General features: G+C 41.2%; 21 protein-coding genes. 20 read left to right on the forward strand and 1 reads right to left on the reverse strand.

Annotated elements, in window-relative coordinates:
- The 14 genes from rplR to AWW72_RS05285 all read left to right on the forward strand — a co-directional run bounded on the left by rplR (position 1) and on the right by AWW72_RS05285 (position 9,100).
- Positions 1-351: a 50S ribosomal protein L18 gene (gene rplR, locus AWW72_RS05220; protein ID WP_004775881.1), complete on the forward strand. Its 351-nt coding sequence runs from the start codon at positions 1-3 to the stop codon at positions 349-351.
- 2 nt (positions 352-353) lie between these two features.
- Positions 354-851, forward strand: coding sequence for a 30S ribosomal protein S5 (rpsE, locus tag AWW72_RS05225; protein ID WP_004657688.1), 498 nt, complete (start codon positions 354-356; stop codon positions 849-851).
- Between the two features lie 6 nt (positions 852-857).
- The gene (gene rpmD, locus AWW72_RS05230) at positions 858-1,034 is read left to right on the forward strand and encodes a 50S ribosomal protein L30 (protein ID WP_000849088.1); all 177 of its coding nucleotides are present in this window, start codon (positions 858-860) and stop codon (positions 1,032-1,034) included.
- A gap of 3 nt (positions 1,035-1,037) precedes the next feature.
- A complete protein-coding gene (rplO, locus tag AWW72_RS05235; protein WP_004775880.1) occupies positions 1,038-1,478 on the forward strand; it encodes a 50S ribosomal protein L15 in 441 nt (146 codons plus the stop codon).
- A 45-nt stretch (positions 1,479-1,523) separates the two neighbouring features.
- Positions 1,524-2,843 (forward strand): preprotein translocase subunit SecY, encoded by a 1,320-nt coding sequence (gene secY / locus AWW72_RS05240; protein ID WP_171067087.1) that lies wholly within the window; start codon positions 1,524-1,526, stop codon positions 2,841-2,843.
- A gap of 21 nt (positions 2,844-2,864) precedes the next feature.
- The gene (rpmJ, locus tag AWW72_RS05245; protein ID WP_000867907.1) at positions 2,865-2,981 is read left to right on the forward strand and encodes a 50S ribosomal protein L36; all 117 of its coding nucleotides are present in this window, start codon (positions 2,865-2,867) and stop codon (positions 2,979-2,981) included.
- Between the two features lie 107 nt (positions 2,982-3,088).
- On the forward strand, positions 3,089-3,445 hold the full coding sequence (gene rpsM / locus AWW72_RS05250) for a 30S ribosomal protein S13 (RefSeq protein WP_004657696.1): 357 nt from the start codon (positions 3,089-3,091) through the stop codon (positions 3,443-3,445).
- A gap of 19 nt (positions 3,446-3,464) precedes the next feature.
- Complete coding sequence (gene rpsK / locus AWW72_RS05255) at positions 3,465-3,851, forward strand: 30S ribosomal protein S11 (protein ID WP_004281491.1); 387 nt, start codon at positions 3,465-3,467, stop codon at positions 3,849-3,851.
- Positions 3,852-3,863: 12 nt separating this feature from the next.
- Complete coding sequence (gene rpsD, locus AWW72_RS05260; RefSeq protein ID WP_004775874.1) at positions 3,864-4,490, forward strand: 30S ribosomal protein S4; 627 nt, start codon at positions 3,864-3,866, stop codon at positions 4,488-4,490.
- A gap of 18 nt (positions 4,491-4,508) precedes the next feature.
- Complete coding sequence (locus tag AWW72_RS05265; protein ID WP_004660372.1) at positions 4,509-5,516, forward strand: DNA-directed RNA polymerase subunit alpha; 1,008 nt, start codon at positions 4,509-4,511, stop codon at positions 5,514-5,516.
- A gap of 18 nt (positions 5,517-5,534) precedes the next feature.
- Positions 5,535-5,900 (forward strand): 50S ribosomal protein L17, encoded by a 366-nt coding sequence (gene rplQ / locus AWW72_RS05270; RefSeq protein ID WP_004641032.1) that lies wholly within the window; start codon positions 5,535-5,537, stop codon positions 5,898-5,900.
- Positions 5,901-6,089: 189 nt separating this feature from the next.
- Positions 6,090-6,587 carry a GNAT family N-acetyltransferase gene (locus tag AWW72_RS05275; RefSeq protein WP_062846628.1) on the forward strand — a complete coding sequence of 166 codons (498 nt, stop codon included), beginning with the start codon at positions 6,090-6,092 and terminating at the stop codon, positions 6,585-6,587.
- 392 nt (positions 6,588-6,979) lie between these two features.
- Complete coding sequence (locus AWW72_RS05280) at positions 6,980-8,470, forward strand: flavin-containing monooxygenase (protein ID WP_062846629.1); 1,491 nt, start codon at positions 6,980-6,982, stop codon at positions 8,468-8,470.
- 126 nt (positions 8,471-8,596) lie between these two features.
- A complete protein-coding gene (locus AWW72_RS05285; RefSeq protein ID WP_062846630.1) occupies positions 8,597-9,100 on the forward strand; it encodes a DUF2059 domain-containing protein in 504 nt (167 codons plus the stop codon).
- Positions 9,101-9,151: 51 nt separating this feature from the next.
- On the opposite strand, the gene AWW72_RS05290 is transcribed toward AWW72_RS05285, so the two are convergent.
- Positions 9,152-10,324 (reverse strand): acyl-CoA dehydrogenase family protein, encoded by a 1,173-nt coding sequence (locus AWW72_RS05290; protein ID WP_062846631.1) that lies wholly within the window; start codon positions 10,322-10,324, stop codon positions 9,152-9,154.
- A 188-nt stretch (positions 10,325-10,512) separates the two neighbouring features.
- On the opposite strand from AWW72_RS05290, the gene AWW72_RS05295 reads away from it, so the two are divergent.
- The 6 genes from AWW72_RS05295 (at position 10,513) to AWW72_RS05315 (ending at position 16,066) form a co-directional block, all read left to right on the forward strand.
- Positions 10,513-10,770, forward strand: a complete 258-nt coding sequence (locus AWW72_RS05295) for an FAD assembly factor SdhE (RefSeq protein WP_062846632.1) — start codon at positions 10,513-10,515, stop codon at positions 10,768-10,770.
- Entirely contained in the window at positions 10,757-11,152 is a 396-nt protein-coding gene (locus AWW72_RS05300) for a hypothetical protein (RefSeq protein WP_062846633.1), read from the forward strand. Before AWW72_RS05295 ends, AWW72_RS05300 begins: the two co-directional genes overlap by 14 nt.
- Before the next feature lie 207 nt (positions 11,153-11,359).
- Complete coding sequence (locus AWW72_RS19025) at positions 11,360-11,563, forward strand: hypothetical protein (protein ID WP_004775862.1); 204 nt, start codon at positions 11,360-11,362, stop codon at positions 11,561-11,563.
- A 358-nt stretch (positions 11,564-11,921) separates the two neighbouring features.
- Complete coding sequence (locus AWW72_RS05305; RefSeq protein WP_004775861.1) at positions 11,922-13,022, forward strand: hypothetical protein; 1,101 nt, start codon at positions 11,922-11,924, stop codon at positions 13,020-13,022.
- A 77-nt stretch (positions 13,023-13,099) separates the two neighbouring features.
- A complete protein-coding gene (gene rrtA / locus AWW72_RS05310) occupies positions 13,100-13,678 on the forward strand; it encodes a rhombosortase (RefSeq protein WP_004775858.1) in 579 nt (192 codons plus the stop codon).
- A gap of 183 nt (positions 13,679-13,861) precedes the next feature.
- A complete protein-coding gene (locus tag AWW72_RS05315) occupies positions 13,862-16,066 on the forward strand; it encodes a TRAP transporter large permease subunit (protein ID WP_005259810.1) in 2,205 nt (734 codons plus the stop codon).
- Positions 16,067-16,113: the final 47 nt, after the last annotated feature.

Raw genomic sequence — 16,113 nt, forward strand, 5'->3', positions numbered from 1 at the left:
ATGAACGAAAAGAAACAAACCCGTTTGCGTCGTGCGAAAAGCACACGCTTGCACATTCGTGCATTGGGTGCGACTCGTTTGTGTGTAAACCGCACTCCGCGTCACATCTATGCGCAAGTTATTTCAGCAGATGGTGGCAAAGTTTTAGCGCAAGCTTCAACTTTAGATGCATCTTTGCGTAGTGGTACTACTGGTAACGTAGATGCAGCTACGAAAGTTGGTGCTTTGATCGCAGAACGTGCTAAAGCAGCTGGTGTTACTAAAGTTGCATTTGACCGTTCTGGTTTTAAATATCATGGTCGTATCAAAGCCTTGGCTGATGCTGCTCGTGAAGGCGGCTTGGAGTTCTAATCATGGCGAAAGTTGAACAAAACGAAGGTCTCGTTGAAAAGCTGGTTGCCGTTGATCGTGTAGCCAAGGTTGTTAAAGGTGGTCGTATCTTCTCTTTCACAGCATTAACTGTTGTGGGCGACGGTAACGGTCGTGTAGGTTTTGGTCGTGGTAAAGCACGTGAAGTTCCAGCTGCTATTTCTAAAGCACTTGAAGCTGCTCGTCGTAACATGATCACTGTAGACCTTGCGGGTACTACTTTACAACACCCTGTGAATGCTCGTCATGGCGCAAGCCGTGTATACATGCAACCTGCTTCAGAAGGTACTGGCGTAATTGCTGGTGGCGCTATGCGTGCTGTTCTTGAAGCTGCAGGTGTACATAACGTACTTGCTAAATGTTATGGTTCTACAAATGCTGCTAACGTAGTAAACGCAACTTTCAAAGGTTTGCGTGATATGACTTCTCCTGAGAAAGTCGCTGCGAAACGTGGTCTTTCAGTAGAACAAATTCAAGGGTAATCAATCATGAAAACGATTAAAGTTACCCAGACTAAATCTTCATCGCATCGTTTAAAAAATCATAAACTTTGCCTTCAAGGTTTAGGTCTGCGTCGTATTGGTCATACTGTAGAAGTGCAAGATACGCCTTCTAACCGTGGTATGATCAACAAAGTTTACTATATGGTTAGTGTAGAGGAATAAGCCATGACTCTGCGTTTAAATGAACTTTCACCTGCAGAAGGTGCAAAACGTGAAAACCGTCGTCTAGGCCGTGGTATCGGTTCTGGTGTTGGTAAGACTGGTGGCCGTGGTGTCAAAGGTCAAAACTCACGTAAAAGTGGTGGTACTCGTCCGGGCTTTGAAGGCGGTCAAACTGCGTTATATCGTCGTTTGCCTAAATTCGGTTTCACTAGCCAAATCGCTTTGAAAACTGCTGAAGTACGTTTGTCTGAGTTGAATAAAGTTGAAGGTGATGTTGTTAGCCTTGAAACTTTAAAAGCTGCGAATGTTGTTCGTCGTGACCAAATTCGTGCTCGCATCGTTCTTTCTGGTGAAATCACTCGCGCATTCACTGTTAAAGGTGTTGTGTTGACTAAAGGCGCTAAAGCTGCTGTTGAAGCTGCTGGCGGTAAAGTCGAGGAGTAATCTCGAGTGTCTATGACTCCTAGTTCTTCAGGTCATGTCAACATGATGAAAGGCCAACCGTTTCATGTGAAATACCGTGAAATTATTCGTCGATTAATGTTCTTGATTGGCGCGTTATTGGTCTTTCGACTAGGAGCGCATATTCCGTTGCCGGGGATTGATAATGTCGCGCTAGCACATTTTTTTAAAGCTAATGAAGGTACCTTCTTAGGTTTATTTAATATGTTCTCTGGCGGTGCATTAGAACGCATGTCGATTCTGGCGTTAGGGATCATGCCGTACATTTCTGCATCGATTATCGTGCAGTTAATGTCTACGGTAGTTCCTTCGCTAGAAGCTTTGAAAAAAGAAGGCGAGCAAGGCAAACGTAAGATCAATCAATATACGCGTTATGGCACCTTATTTCTTGCACTCGTGCAAGGTGTAGGGATGTGTGCTGGCTTGATTAGTCAAGGTATTACCTTAACGTCAGGCTTGGCATTCTATGTTCCAGCAGTAACTTCGTTAGTTGCAGGAACAATGTTCTTGATGTGGTTGGGCGAGCAAATTACCGAACGTGGTGTTGGTAATGGTATCTCGATGATCATTTTCGCAGGTATTGTGGCAGGTTTGCCAAATCTTGTGATTCAGTCGTTTACGTCTGTTCAGAATGGTCAGGGTAGTTTAATTGGTTTAGTTGTATTCGGCTTACTCTCATTAGCCGTATTAGCTGCGATCGTGTTTATTGAAAAAGCACAGCGTCGTATTCCAGTGAACTACGCACAAAAACAACAAGGTCGTCGTGTATTTACTGCACAGCAAACACATTTGCCGTTAAAAATTAACATGGCAGGTGTAATTCCAGCGATTTTTGCAAGCTCATTGTTATTATTTCCAGCGAGCTTGGGACAATGGTTAGGAAGTGCTGATCCAAATGCAGGGATTGTAAAACGTAGCCTACAAGATCTGGCATTGGTGTTATCGCCTGGACAGCCGTTGTATTTAATGCTCTTCGGCGCGTTGATCATTTTCTTCTGTTATTTCTATACGGCGCTAGTATTTAGCCCTAAAGAGGTTTCAGAGAATTTAAAACGTAGCGGGGCATATGTGCCTGGTATCCGCCCAGGTGAGCAAACGGCTCGTTATTTAGATCATATTCTTAACCGTTTGACCTTCATTGGTGCAATCTACATCACTGTAGTGTGTTTAATGCCTATGGTGCTACAAAGCTCGTTCGGTATTCCATTCCATTTGGGTGGGACATCGTTACTGATTGTAGTGGTAGTAGTAATGGACTTTATGGCGCAACTCCAAGCGCACCTTACTTCGCATCAGTATGATAATCAAACGTTAATGAGAAAAACGACTGCTCATCCTAAGGGATAAGCGCACTTAGAAGGTTTCATCATGAAAGTACAAGCTTCTGTAAAGAAAATTTGTGGTAGCTGTAAAGTTATCCGTCGTAATGGGGTAATTCGCGTAATTTGTAGCGCAGAACCTCGTCATAAGCAGCGTCAAGGTTAATTTAATTAAGACCTGTTGATTTCAGTAGGCTAATTAGGTTATTATCCGCCCCTCAAGATTTTTGTGGGGCGGTTGATTATCTTGACTGCCTTTTTGGAGAAAATTGAATGGCTCGTATTGCCGGTGTAAACATTCCGGATAACAAGCATGCTGTTATCTCTCTCACGTATATTTTTGGTGTAGGTCGCCACACTGCTAAGAATATCTTAGCTGCTGTAGGTATCACTGAAACTACGAAAATTCGTGAATTAGATGATGCTCAGCTTGATGCGATTCGTGCAGAAGTTGCTAAGGTTCCGACCGAAGGTGATTTACGTCGCGAAATTTCCATGAACATTAAACGTTTAATGGATTTAGGCTGCTACCGCGGTCTTCGTCATCGTCGCAGCTTGCCTGTTCGCGGACAACGCACCAAAACTAACGCACGTACCCGTAAAGGTCCGCGCAAACCGATTAAGAAATAAGATTTCTGGAAGCTAAAAGATGGCTAAAGATACTCGCGCACGCAAGAAGGTCACTCGTACCGTCTCTGAAGGTGTCGCACACATTCACGCTTCTTTTAATAACACCATTGTTACGATTACCGATCGTCAAGGTAATGCATTGGCTTGGGCTACCTCAGGTGGACAAGGCTTCCGTGGATCACGTAAATCAACACCGTTTGCTGCTCAGGTAGCTGCTGAAGTTGCTGGTAAAGCTGCTTTAGATTACGGTTTGAAAAACTTGGACGTCCTTGTAAAAGGTCCTGGTCCTGGTCGTGAATCTGCGGTTCGTGCATTAGGTGCAGTGGGTTATAAAATTAACAGCATTACCGATGTGACTCCAATTCCGCACAACGGTTGCCGTCCACCTAAAAAACGTCGCGTGTAAGGAGAAACATTCATGGCTCGTTATATTGGTCCAAAATGCAAACTCTCTCGCCGCGAAGGGACAGACCTGCAATTAAAATCTGGCGTTAAACCATTTGACGTTAAGACTAAAAAACATGCTAAAGCTCCTGGCCAACATGGCGGAGCTCGTGGTAGCAAACAATCTGAGTACTCACTACAATTACGTGAAAAACAAAAAGTACGTCGTATGTACGGTGTGTTAGAGCGTCAATTTAGTAACTACTATAAAGAAGCTGCTCGTGTTAAAGGCGCAACAGGTGAAAACTTGTTGAAGTTGCTTGAAAGCCGTCTTGATAACGTTGTTTATCGCATGGGTTTTGGTTCTACACGTGCAGAAGCTCGTCAGTTAGTATCTCACCGTAGCATCACTTTGAACGGTCGTCGTGTTAACATTGCATCTATCCAAGTTAAAGCTGGTGATGTAATTGCAGTACATGAAGGCGCTAAACAACAATTACGTATCAAAAGCGCAATTGAATTAGCTGCTCAACGTGGTATCCCTGCTTGGATGGAAGTTGACCATTCTAAGTTAGAAGGTACGTTTAAAGCTGCGCCAGATCGTTCTGATTTACCTGCTGAAATCAACGAAAGCTTGATTGTAGAATTGTATTCTAAATAATCCTTGAGGTAGCAATAAATGACGCGTACTGCAAACGAGTTTCTAACTCCGCAAGCGATCAAGGTCGAAGCGGTGAGCGGGACCTCGGCAAAAGTGATTCTGGAACCTTTAGAGCGTGGCTTTGGTCATACTCTAGGTAATGCTTTACGTCGCATTCTATTGTCTTCTTTACCTGGCGCAGCTGTGGTTGAAGTGGAAATAGAAGGCGTCGAGCACGAGTACAGTACTTTAGAAGGCTTGCAGCAGGACATCGTCGAGCTCTTGCTGAACCTAAAAGGATTGTCTATTAAGCTGTTCGATCAAAATGAAGCATATTTAACATTAGAGAAACAAGGGGCAGGTGATGTAACTGCAGCTGACCTTCGTTTACCTCATAATGTTGAAGTGGTTAACCCTGATCATTTAATCGGTACTTTGAGTTCTTCAGGTTCATTAAAAATGCGCCTTAAAGTTGCTCAAGGTCGTGGTTATGAAACATCTGACTCACGTTTCCCTGAAGGTGAAACACGTCCAGTAGGTCGTTTACAGTTAGATGCTTCTTATAGCCCAATCAAGCGTGTTTCATACACAGTAGAAAATGCTCGTGTTGAACAACGTACCGATCTTGATAAGTTAGTGATCGATCTTGAGACTAACGGAACTGTTGATCCAGAAGAAGCAATCCGCAAAGCGGCAACAATCTTGCAACAACAAATTGCAATTTTTGTTGATCTTCAGAAAGATCAAACTCCTGTTGCTCAAGAACCTCGCGAAGAAGTTGACCCAATTTTGCTTCGTCCAGTAGATGATCTCGAGCTAACTGTTCGTTCTGCTAACTGTTTGAAGGCAGAAAATATTTACTACATTGGTGATCTTGTTCAACGTACTGAAGTTGAGTTGTTAAAAACTCCGAACTTAGGTAAAAAATCGTTAACAGAGATCAAAGATGTTTTGGCATCGAAAGGTTTACAACTCGGCATGCGTTTAGAGAACTGGCCACCAGCTAGTCTCCGTATGGATGACCGTTTTGCCTATCGTAGCCGTTAATTAAGTAGGACTATCACCATGCGTCATCGTAATAGTGGTGTGAAATTAGGCCGTACAAGCAGCCACCGTAAGGCGTTGTTCCAAAACTTAACAAATGCTTTAGTTGAGCACGAGTTAATTAAAACAACTTTGCCTAAAGCGAAAGAACTTCGCCGCGTTGCTGAGCCTTTAATCACTTTGGCAAAAAACGATACAGTAGCAAACCGTCGTTTAGCGTTTGCTCGTACTCGTTCTGCAGCAACTGTTGGTAAATTATTTACCGTTCTTGGCCCTCGTTACAAAGAACGTAACGGCGGTTATCTTCGTGTTCTTAAAGCGGGCTTCCGTGCAGGTGATGCTGCACCGATGGCTTACGTTGAACTTGTTGACCGTGAAGTAAAATAATACTTCTACGTGTAGAACAGTCAGTTGTTCCAAAAAAGGCCGGTGTAATAACCGGCCTTTTTTATTGTTTATTTTTAATCATTTTGGGAAAGGGAAGATTTTAAATAATATTTTGCTTCTCAATACTGCTTTGAGTATTTGACCAATATGTTAAATTAAGCCGAGACACTATAAAAAATTTAAATACATATGTTAGATATTGAGATTAAGATTTTAGGTGTAGATGAGCTGAATGATTTTAGAGAGATTCGGCTTTCAGCTTTAGTAAAAGCCCCAGAAATGTTTGGTTCTACTTATGATGCAGAAATCATAAAGCCGTTAAGCTTTTTTCAAAGTTGCTTATCAAGTTCAACAATCTTTGGGGTTTATCATAAAGGTAAAATTATAGGTTTGGCGACGTTAACACGAAAGCAAGGTATAAAGCTGTCTCACAAAGCTGTTTTATCTAGTGTATTTATTGAGCCTGAATTTCAAAGACAAGGTATTGCAAGTGCATTGCTTCGCACTGTTATTGCCTATGCTAAAGCACAGGTCGAACAAATTTTGCTGACAGTTGCTGATGGCAATCAGTCAGCGATTCAGCTTTATCAAAAATTTGGCTTTCAGGTCTATGGGACGGAGCAAAAAGCTTTGAAAAATAATGCTGGATATACAGATGAGCTTTTAATGAAGCTTTTTCTACTCTAGGCCTATTTGCAAACTCTTAATGACCGTATTATATGAAATTGCTCAAAAGCCATTTTTCAGAGTCATTCATTTTAAATTCTTCTATAAAAAAGACTTATTAGGCTGATTTTAATGAGTTATTTTCTCTTATTTTGTTTTTTCCTAATTGTTATGCTGCGTTGAGATCGGACAAAATCCAATGTGTCATCACTTCAAAATTTCCCCAATCCTCTTACTTGACTCATCATGCTTATCCAAGAAATCCAAGCAAAAATCTCAACATTTTTGACAGCGAATTTTTATCAAAATGTCCCGAACTGATATAAAAAAACCGATGAATGACTAAACTTGACATTGTGTATTGTCAAATTTGTGCTTTAATAAAGACATGGTTTATACAGGGTATAAAAAAAATGGAAAAGCAAGTTGACGTATTAATTATTGGTGCAGGGATCTCAGGAATCGGGTTGGCTGTACATCTCTCTAAGCATTGCCCACAACGCAAATTTGAAATTTTAGAGCGTCGAGACAGTTTTGGCGGGACTTGGGATTTATTCCGTTATCCTGGTATTCGTTCTGATTCGGATATGTCGACCTTTGGTTTTAACTTCAAACCATGGGCAAAAGAAAAAGTACTTGCGAGTGGCTCTGAAATCAAAAGCTATTTGAGTGATGTCATTAGCGAAAATCAATTGAAAGAAAAAATCCATTTTGGTCATCGTGTGCTTTCTGCAAATTATGATTCAACAAAGAAAAAATGGTCTGTTGAAGTAGAAGACAGCAACAAGAAAAAGCAAATCTGGTCAGCAAACTTCGTGATGGGTTGTACGGGTTACTATAACTATGATCAAGGTTATGCACCGAAATTCCCGAAACAGGAAGATTTCAAAGGTCAGTTCATTCATCCACAACACTGGCCTGAGAATCTGGATTACACGGGTAAGAAAGTCGTGATCATTGGTAGTGGTGCAACTGCTATTACCTTGGTTCCTTCAATGGTGAAAGGTGGGGCAGGCCATGTGACGATGTTACAGCGTTCACCAACCTATATTGCAACAGTCCCTTCAATTGACTTTATTTATGAGAAGACCCGTAAATTTATGTCTGAAGAAACTGCTTATAAATTTACGCGTGCACGTAACATTGGTATGCAACGTGGTATTTATGCTTTAGCTCAAAAATATCCGAAAACCGTGCGTCGCTTATTGCTGAAAGGGATTGAATTGCAGTTGAAGGGTAAAGTCGACATGAAGCACTTTACGCCAAGCTATAACCCTTGGGATCAACGTTTATGTGTAGTACCAGATGGCGATTTGTTTAAAGCATTACGTCAGGGTCAAGCGAGTGTAGAAACAGATCAAATTGAGAAATTCACGGCGAATGGTATTCAACTAAAATCTGGTAAACATCTTGAAGCGGATATCGTTATTTCTGCAACAGGTCTGGAAATTCAGATTCTGGGTGGTATGAAAGGTTCAATTGATGGTAAACCGATGAATACATCACAACACATGTTATATCAAGGTGTGATGGTCAGCGATGTACCAAATATGGCAATGATCATTGGTTATATCAACGCGTCTTGGACCTTAAAAGTTGATATTGCAGCTGAATACATTTGCCGCTTGCTTAATCATATGGACAAGAATGGTTTTGACGAAGTCATTGCGCATGCAGATCCATCGCAACTTGAACATGACACGATTATGGGCAAAATGTCTTCTGGTTATATTGCTCGTGCAGCAGATGTGATGCCTAAACAAGGCAAGCAAGCCCCTTGGAAAATTACCAATAACTATTTGGCAGATCGTAAAGAATTGAAAGATGCTAAATTTAATGATGGTGTTCTACAGTTCCACAAACGTGATGAACATGCAGATCGTAAACCAAAATTGGTGTCGTAATTTAAATATCCAATAATTGAACAACCCTATGTCAATACATAGGGTTTTTTATTTGAAAGAGGCTTTGAATTCTAAAAATATCACGTATATTGGGCAGATTAGAAAATTAAGATTAGGGATAGTGTGATGAAAAAACTCATCATTTTGGGGCTTATATTATCAAGTGGTTTGGCTTTTGCAGATGATGCAAAACAGAAGGAAGCGATTGCACAAAAACTGGTATCGGTTGATGGTACCGAGCAAGGTTTGCAAAACACCGATAAAATGATTTTAGAGCAAATTCGGATGCGTTTGCCAAAAGATCTACCCGAAAGCTTCTATATCGATTTAAGTAAAAACTTGAATAGTGAACAGCGTAAGCAGTTTATTGTGCAGCGTTATGTTGAAAGCTTTAATCAAAAAGAACTGCAAGCAGCTTTAAATTTTTATCAATCTGCTGAAGGTAAAGTCTGGGCGAAGAAGGCAAGTGATGTCGGCAGTGAGGTTGCACATTTCACCACACAAAATGCGCGTAATGCACTCAATACGACCATGCAACAATACAGTGAAAATCCTAAGGTGAAGCAGTTAATGGAACGGATGAATCCGCAACCTGCTCAAACGGCGAATGAGAAACTAGCACCAAAATAAAGTAAAAAGGGATCATGCATCTAGCGTGATCCCTTAGGTTTTATAGATTTATTAGAGGGTACGTGAAATCAACTCTTTCATGATTTCATTGGTACCTGCATAAATACGATTGGCACGGTTGTCGATATAAGCACGTGCAATTGGATATTCCAGCATGTAGCCATAACCACCATGCAATTGTAAGCATTCATCGACAACTTTCGAGAACATATCCGAAATTTTGTATTTTGCAGCTGCGGCAGCATCAACACCTAAGCTTTCTTCGAGTTGTAACTCCATACAGCGATCTAAATAAGTACGGCAGAAATCAATTTCAGTCCGTAGCTCAGCCAGTTTAAAACGGGTGTTCTGGAAGGTGCCAATTGGCTTACCAAACGCTTTACGGTCTTTGGTGTATTGAACGGTATGTGCAAAAGCAGCTTCAGCACCAGCCTGACAAATAATAGCAACCAGCATACGTTCCCATGCCAATTCTTTCATCAGCATCATAAAGCCCATGCCTTCCATACCGAGCAGGTTTTCTTTCGGAACGCGAACATTATCAAAGAACAATTCGCAAGTATCCTGACCTTTCATCCCAATTTTATTTAAAGGTTTTCCTTTACTGAAGCCTGCACGATCTGCTTCCACAATAATTAAAGAAAGATTGGCTGATCCTTTTTCATTATTACCAGTTTTACAGACCACAATGGCCATGTCGCATAGGTAGCCATTGGTAATAAAGATTTTTGAGCCATTAATGACATATTCATCGCCATCTAGTACCGCTGTGGTACGTACAGCTTGAAGGTCTGAACCTGTCCCTGGTTCGGTCATGGCAATCGCGGTAACCGTTTCACCCGTTGCCATTTTTGGAAGCCAGAGCTGCTTTTGTTCTTCATTACCAAAGTTGTTGATATAGTTGGCAACGATATCTGAATGTAATGAAAAACCAGTGCTGGAATCCATCGCATAGGCTTGTTCTTCGATCAGAATCATACTGTAGAGTCGGTCAACACCCGAACCGCCATATTGCTCTGGCATGGTGGTACATAGCAGGCCAAGTTCGCCTGCCTTATTCCATAAGTCGCGGTCAACATGTTGTTGTTTTTCATATTTTTCAATATTTGGAACAACTTCTTTTTCATATAATTTACGTACAGTTTCACGAAATGCTTCATGATCAGAAGTAAAAAGTTTACGCGCGAGCATATTTGGAACTGGACGAATTGCACCTGATTGCATTTGTTATATTTTCCCTAGTTTGTTGAATGTAAATCATCTTCCTCACCATACAAGAAAGAGAAAATAGTGAACAATGTGATCAATGCTCAATTTGATTGATGTATTTGGTCACTTGAGAAAAAACGCTGCGAACTTAAACGGGGATCGGGTACACTATGAGAGAAAATTGTTGCATAGTGGAACAGATAATGTCTGATGAAATGACACTGGAAGAACGTAAGGTCGTGTATCGTGCACGTCGCGGTTTAAAAGAAATCGATGTATATTTTGACCCGTATGTTAAAAACTACTATCTCACCGCGGATCCTGCTGAAAAGGCCTTGTTTGCAGAGCTGGTTGATCAGGAAGATCCAGATTTACTGGACTGGTTCATGGAAGTTGGGGAACCGCCACGGACTGAACTGAAAGAATTTATTCTAAAATTAAAACATTATGTCCACGGCTAATCGTGTTTTTGAGTTGCAATACAGTCGTTTTTCGATTGCATTGCAACTGATTATTTTACTTTTGATTGTCAGCCTCACTTATTCTCTACTTTCTTTAGCTTTATGGTTAAGCAGTTGCTTGTTATTGGTGTTGAGCTGGTTTCTATTTCTTAAACAACCCCGATTAAAACGTTTTGAATATCTGGATCAGCAGGAATGGTCATTTGAGTTTTATGATTCATCTCTCCCCATCCAGTGTCGCAAAATCGAAAAAATAATCGATCATCAAGCCTATATCGTGCTTTATTTTTCTGATCCAGAACATAAAAATTTCATTATTTGGTGGGATCAGTTATCACTTTTACAGTGGAAAAAGCTAAAATTACACGCAAAACTTGCATAATTGTTTGACAATTCTACATCTGTATATAATTAATTATTTTATAAATTTCAATAGTATAGTTATTTTAAGCGTCTTTTTTAGTCAAATTGTTAGATTAAATACTCTAAAAAATAGTGAAAATTATGATTGTCAGACAATTTGGCAGTCAAGGCTGATTTATTTTCGTTAAAGTACAAACACCAACGTAAAGTGTGGTGGAGGTCCAAAATGGAAATTCCAACATGGTCGTTTCTGGTGATCGCAATTGTTTTTGCGATTGTAGTAGGAAGAGCAGGAACTTTACTCAGGGAATATCTTGAATCACATCAACCTGTTGCTGTGACCAAGAGAAAGAGATTGAAAGTATCATCAATATATCACTCTCCCGTGAATATCGATGGTGAACGCCAATCTAGTATCTATCAAAAGTAGATACAAAAGTGTAGGAGGTCTCTATGGAGATTTCAATGTGGATGTTTCTGGTAATTGCGATCGTTATGGCGATTGTAGTAGGAAGAGCCGGAACATTACTCAAGGATTATTTTCAACAAAACTAAAATATAAAGAGTTTCACGATTTTACCAGTTAATAAGTAGCATGTGCTGAACCGTCGCAATGCTACTTTTTTTTGCCTGAAATTTCTGTATTCCCGCAAATCTGTCAATTCATTCATTTGTGAAGTATGTCAAAATGTCCCCGTGAAATTAGAGCAATTACTCTTTAATTCAAGTATTGCATCTGATAATGTACAGCTAAAAGGAAAAAACAAATTATTAGAGGGACAGGAAGTATGTCTAAACTCCATAAAATGGGACAGGGCGTAGCGGTTGCTTTGCTGACAACATCAATGTTATCTGGATGTTCATACGTCGTTAAAACTGGAGCGAATGTCGCCTTAGGTTTTGGTGAAAAACATATTGTTCCACCGATTTTGGCAATGGATGATGCTGAAATGGTGTGTAACTCAGGTAATGCATTAACACCGGCAGTGATGTCGACCAAAGATATGGGTGCAGACCCAACCCGCATGGCAGTTCTGCTTTATACCGCAGCAGGAATTTGTGCTGAAAATCAGGCATTGGAAGCAGAGTTACGCTATTTGCGTGCTTCTAAAGCAGGTCAGGTATCGGAAGCACAAGATGCGCGTATTGAACAGAAACGTTGGGCTGGGATTGCGGCTGAACGTCAATATGCAGGCTATCAACTTTTTGCAAATCGTTGGGAATCAAAATACAAATATAAATTAGGTGATTCATGCCCAACCATGCGTAATGATCTGGATCAGACTGTTTATTTGTTGGGTATGGTGAGTGGTTTACAAGCCATGACCAATGACATTAACTCTGGCGGTGCGATCAATGTTCCTAAGGATATCGCAGGGATTGTTGAACGTGGCATGACCTGTCTGGACAATGAAAAATTCTGGGGTGCGCCAATGGCGACTCGCGCCGTGATCTGGACTTTATTGCCAGGTGCAGGCGATGGTAAACCTGAACCTTATGCCACGATGAAGCAATCGATGGCAATTGGTGAGAAGAAAGGTGTTCGCTTATCGCATGCTTTATATGCCGTGGCAGCACAGGCCAGTGGTGATGATGCAAAATTACGTGATGCGCTTCGTTCTTATGCAGCAGCAACAGGTGATGACAAACCTGCAAATCCTCAGTTCAGACTGATCGATAAAATGGCAGGTTTGATGGTTCGCGGCATCGCAGACCGTTATTGGACTGAAAATACAGGTGTGAGAGCAAGCGATGAAGGCTTGACCACATTCTGGGATGATAAACAAGAAAGCTCAGCTGAACTGGATTCACTCTTTGATGGTGGCGAGGGTGCTTCTGCACCTGCACAGGATGAGGCTGCTCCAGCGCAAGAAACACCAGCAGAGTAACCTGAATTAAACGGCCTTTTACATTGCAAACATCTACACTTTGTAAAAGGTCTGTTTTTTCAAGAGGTGGTCGATAAATGAAAGATCAAATATGGATAGAAAAAGTCATTTTGATCGCGATATGTGTTTCGATATCGGCATGTCTGCAAGTTTTTGCTGATCATTTCATTTACTGGAGACCGAGTTTACTTAGTGAGTTCTGGCGTTTATGGACCGCACACTGGGTACATGTTGGCTGGATTCATTTTCTTTTAAATATGCTGGCATTTGCGTGTTTACCTTTCATCTTTCCGCATGTCCGCAATTGGCATTTATGGGCATTACTACTGATTTTGCCGCCATTCATTAGTTTAGTTTTCTATTTCTACTTACCTTATATTGATGCTTATGCTGGGCTTTCTGGTGTGCTACATGGTCTGTACACTGCTGTAGGACTGGTTTATCTGCAATATAAGAAAGAACGTAAGTTTGCAATACTGGTTTTAGCCCTGATTGCAGCAAAACTGATTTGGGAAAATACCTTTGGACAAACTGGAACAGCTCAGTTGATTGGCAGCCCAGTCCTGACTGAAGCACATTTAATTGGTGCTATCGGTGGCCTCCTATGTGGGTTAAGTTATTTATTTGTAAGAAGGAAAAAAATAGAGAACACATAAATTGATAAAAACAACCAACAAAAAAGTGATTGTAGTCATTCTTTTTTGAAAAAGATTGATTCAAATTTAAGCGGTTTAAAGGGATTGGTTAATAAGAGGGTAAATTCATTTATCTATCAACCATGGACAGCGCATGATTCAACATCTTTGGATGGATGTTGATAAGAATAAACTGGAATAGACATGCAAAATGATCAAGAGAAAAAGTCTGGATTAGCCCGGTTAGGCTATATCTGGAATGATTGGATATCAACATTCATCATTCTTGCTTTGTTGCTAATGACCTTGCTTATTGGTACTGGCGAGATGATTCACGGTCAAATGCTCCGTATGGGGGAGCGGCTTTACGGTGATCAAACCACAGGAATGCAATATTCGTTTTTGAGGGCGGAGCCTGAAAAACCATCTTGCGATCGACATCCTAACATTGATGCACAAGTTCAAGAGCAGATGAAGGCCAATGCTGCGGATGAATTTGCAAGTATGTTCGGGGCTGCTTCTGAGTCTGATGTGCGTACCTCATTATTGGCAGCACAGCAGCAGTGTGAAGAAAAATATCAATTCTATGATAAAGCGATGAAGCATTTGGAAGCACATCCAAGTATTCGTACTTATCGTAAAGTTGAGACAACATTCTTCGGAATTTTCAAATTAGGTTCTGAAAACCAGACTGTAATTCTACTGGTTATGGTTTTATTTGCTTCAATTACAGCGTCTTTGCGTTACCACCACATTGGTTTACGTGCACCAAAAACCAGAATCGACTTCCGTGTTTATTCAGCGTTGATGGTGGCGGGGAATGCATTACTGAGTTATTCGGTCTTAAGCCAATATCATTCAGTATTGAATTCAGGCGTTGAGGTTGCTGGTAAAACCACAGTCTTATATTGGTTATGGATTGCGTTATTCGTATCTCTGACCATTATCAGTATCTTCCAGTTTATCTTTATACCGAAAACGGCTCAGCCGAAGGGTAACTTTGGTTTAGCTTTACTCAGCGTGCCGTTGTATGCCTTCATGTCTTTGGTGACCGGTATTGTATTTACCTTCTTCATGGACTATCCAATGGGGCAAGGGATCTACTTAGGTATTCTGGTTGAGTTCTCGGGTATTTTCTTAAATCTTGCATTGTTCATCTGGGCAGGTATGTTGCTGACCCAAACCCGTGTCATGGATTTATTCTTAAATATCCTGCGTCCATGGAACTTGGCGCCTGAAACGTTAACTTGGTTAATCTTGATTGCGGCAGCGATTCCAACAGCCTATACAGGTGCTTCAGGGATTTTCGTTATTGCAGCGGGTGCAATCATCTATAAGGAAGTCTGGAATTCGGGCGCTCGTCGTCAATACGCCTTAGCTGTATCGGCAATGTCAGGCTCTTTAGGTGTGGTGATTCGTCCATGTCTACTTGTGATCCTGATCTCAATGTTAGACAGTCGCCATGTGACATCTACCGAATTATTTGATCATGGTATCTATGTCTTCTGGCTAACAGCGTTTATTTTCCTTGGTGTTTCCTTGATTCTTGCCGAAGAAAAATTCCGTGTGAACTCACCTAAAGTTGCGGTACCGGGCATGTTACGCGCATGTGTCCCTGTCATTCCTTACGTGATTATCGGTTTCGCCGTCGTGATGTTCTATAAGCTGGCTTTAGATACGTCTATCAATGAATTCACTGCTCCAATGATTTTACCGTTGGTATTGATTGCAATGATCTTGTTTGACAAGTTATTTGCATCAAAAGTGGCACCAGCGCCTGTGGTTGATCCTAAGCATGAAGCTTTGGTTCGTGAACATGAGAAAAAATCTGAGTTCCTGAAATCACATGATCCACATGGCGGTAAGCACTTAGGTTTTGGTGGAGCATTACGTTTTGCAACCTCAGAAACAGTTGGGCATATTGGTGCGTTGATTCTGCTTATGGCATTGTCTGCAAGCGTCGGTGGCTTAATTGAACGTGCTGAAGTTGTGGAATTATTACCAACGCATCTCGGTAATATCTATATTTCACTTGCCTTTATTGCACTGCTACTTGCCATTATTGGTATGACGACCGATCCATTTGGTGCAGTGATTCTGGTTGCTGCAACGGTTGCACCTGTGGCCTACGAGAATGGTATCCATCCGATTCATTTCTGGATGATTGTACTGGTTGCCTTCGAGTTTGGTTATGTGACACCGCCTGTTGCCTTGAACCACTTGCTGACGAGGCTCTCGGTCGGGGATGAGGAAGTCTCGGCCGCCGACAGGGAAGCGAAAGAGAAATACACCAGTTTCTACTTCCGTTATGAACGTTGGTTATTGCCGATTATTGTATTGTTCTCATCGTTGGTGTTGGTGACCTATGCACCTTATATCTTCCAGATGTTTGGCTGGTATAAACACTAACAGTTGACATTAAAAAAGCACCTACGGGTGCTTTTTTATTACTAAAT

The sequence above is a fragment of the Acinetobacter sp. NRRL B-65365 genome (assembly GCF_001605865.1).
GTDB lineage: Bacteria > Pseudomonadota > Gammaproteobacteria > Pseudomonadales > Moraxellaceae > Acinetobacter > Acinetobacter vivianii.

Coding starts and splice junctions, on each gene's coding strand:
- AWW72_RS05305 (WP_004775861.1), top strand. CDS start 11,922: ATGTCTAAACTCCATAAAATGGGACAGGGCGTAGCGGTTGCTTTGCTG.
- rpsD (WP_004775874.1), top strand. CDS start 3,864: ATGGCTCGTTATATTGGTCCAAAATGCAAACTCTCTCGCCGCGAAGGG.
- AWW72_RS19025 (WP_004775862.1), top strand. CDS start 11,360: ATGGAAATTCCAACATGGTCGTTTCTGGTGATCGCAATTGTTTTTGCG.
- AWW72_RS05265 (WP_004660372.1), top strand. CDS start 4,509: ATGACGCGTACTGCAAACGAGTTTCTAACTCCGCAAGCGATCAAGGTC.
- AWW72_RS05315 (WP_005259810.1), top strand. CDS start 13,862: ATGCAAAATGATCAAGAGAAAAAGTCTGGATTAGCCCGGTTAGGCTAT.
- rpmJ (WP_000867907.1), top strand. CDS start 2,865: ATGAAAGTACAAGCTTCTGTAAAGAAAATTTGTGGTAGCTGTAAAGTT.
- secY (WP_171067087.1), top strand. CDS start 1,524: ATGAAAGGCCAACCGTTTCATGTGAAATACCGTGAAATTATTCGTCGA.
- rpsE (WP_004657688.1), top strand. CDS start 354: ATGGCGAAAGTTGAACAAAACGAAGGTCTCGTTGAAAAGCTGGTTGCC.
- rpsM (WP_004657696.1), top strand. CDS start 3,089: ATGGCTCGTATTGCCGGTGTAAACATTCCGGATAACAAGCATGCTGTT.
- AWW72_RS05275 (WP_062846628.1), top strand. CDS start 6,090: ATGTTAGATATTGAGATTAAGATTTTAGGTGTAGATGAGCTGAATGAT.
- rpsK (WP_004281491.1), top strand. CDS start 3,465: ATGGCTAAAGATACTCGCGCACGCAAGAAGGTCACTCGTACCGTCTCT.
- AWW72_RS05300 (WP_062846633.1), top strand. CDS start 10,757: ATGTCCACGGCTAATCGTGTTTTTGAGTTGCAATACAGTCGTTTTTCG.
- rpmD (WP_000849088.1), top strand. CDS start 858: ATGAAAACGATTAAAGTTACCCAGACTAAATCTTCATCGCATCGTTTA.
- AWW72_RS05285 (WP_062846630.1), top strand. CDS start 8,597: ATGAAAAAACTCATCATTTTGGGGCTTATATTATCAAGTGGTTTGGCT.
- rplR (WP_004775881.1), top strand. CDS start 1: ATGAACGAAAAGAAACAAACCCGTTTGCGTCGTGCGAAAAGCACACGC.
- rrtA (WP_004775858.1), top strand. CDS start 13,100: ATGAAAGATCAAATATGGATAGAAAAAGTCATTTTGATCGCGATATGT.
- AWW72_RS05280 (WP_062846629.1), top strand. CDS start 6,980: ATGGAAAAGCAAGTTGACGTATTAATTATTGGTGCAGGGATCTCAGGA.
- rplQ (WP_004641032.1), top strand. CDS start 5,535: ATGCGTCATCGTAATAGTGGTGTGAAATTAGGCCGTACAAGCAGCCAC.
- AWW72_RS05290 (WP_062846631.1), bottom strand. CDS start 10,324: ATGCAATCAGGTGCAATTCGTCCAGTTCCAAATATGCTCGCGCGTAAA.
- rplO (WP_004775880.1), top strand. CDS start 1,038: ATGACTCTGCGTTTAAATGAACTTTCACCTGCAGAAGGTGCAAAACGT.
- AWW72_RS05295 (WP_062846632.1), top strand. CDS start 10,513: ATGTCTGATGAAATGACACTGGAAGAACGTAAGGTCGTGTATCGTGCA.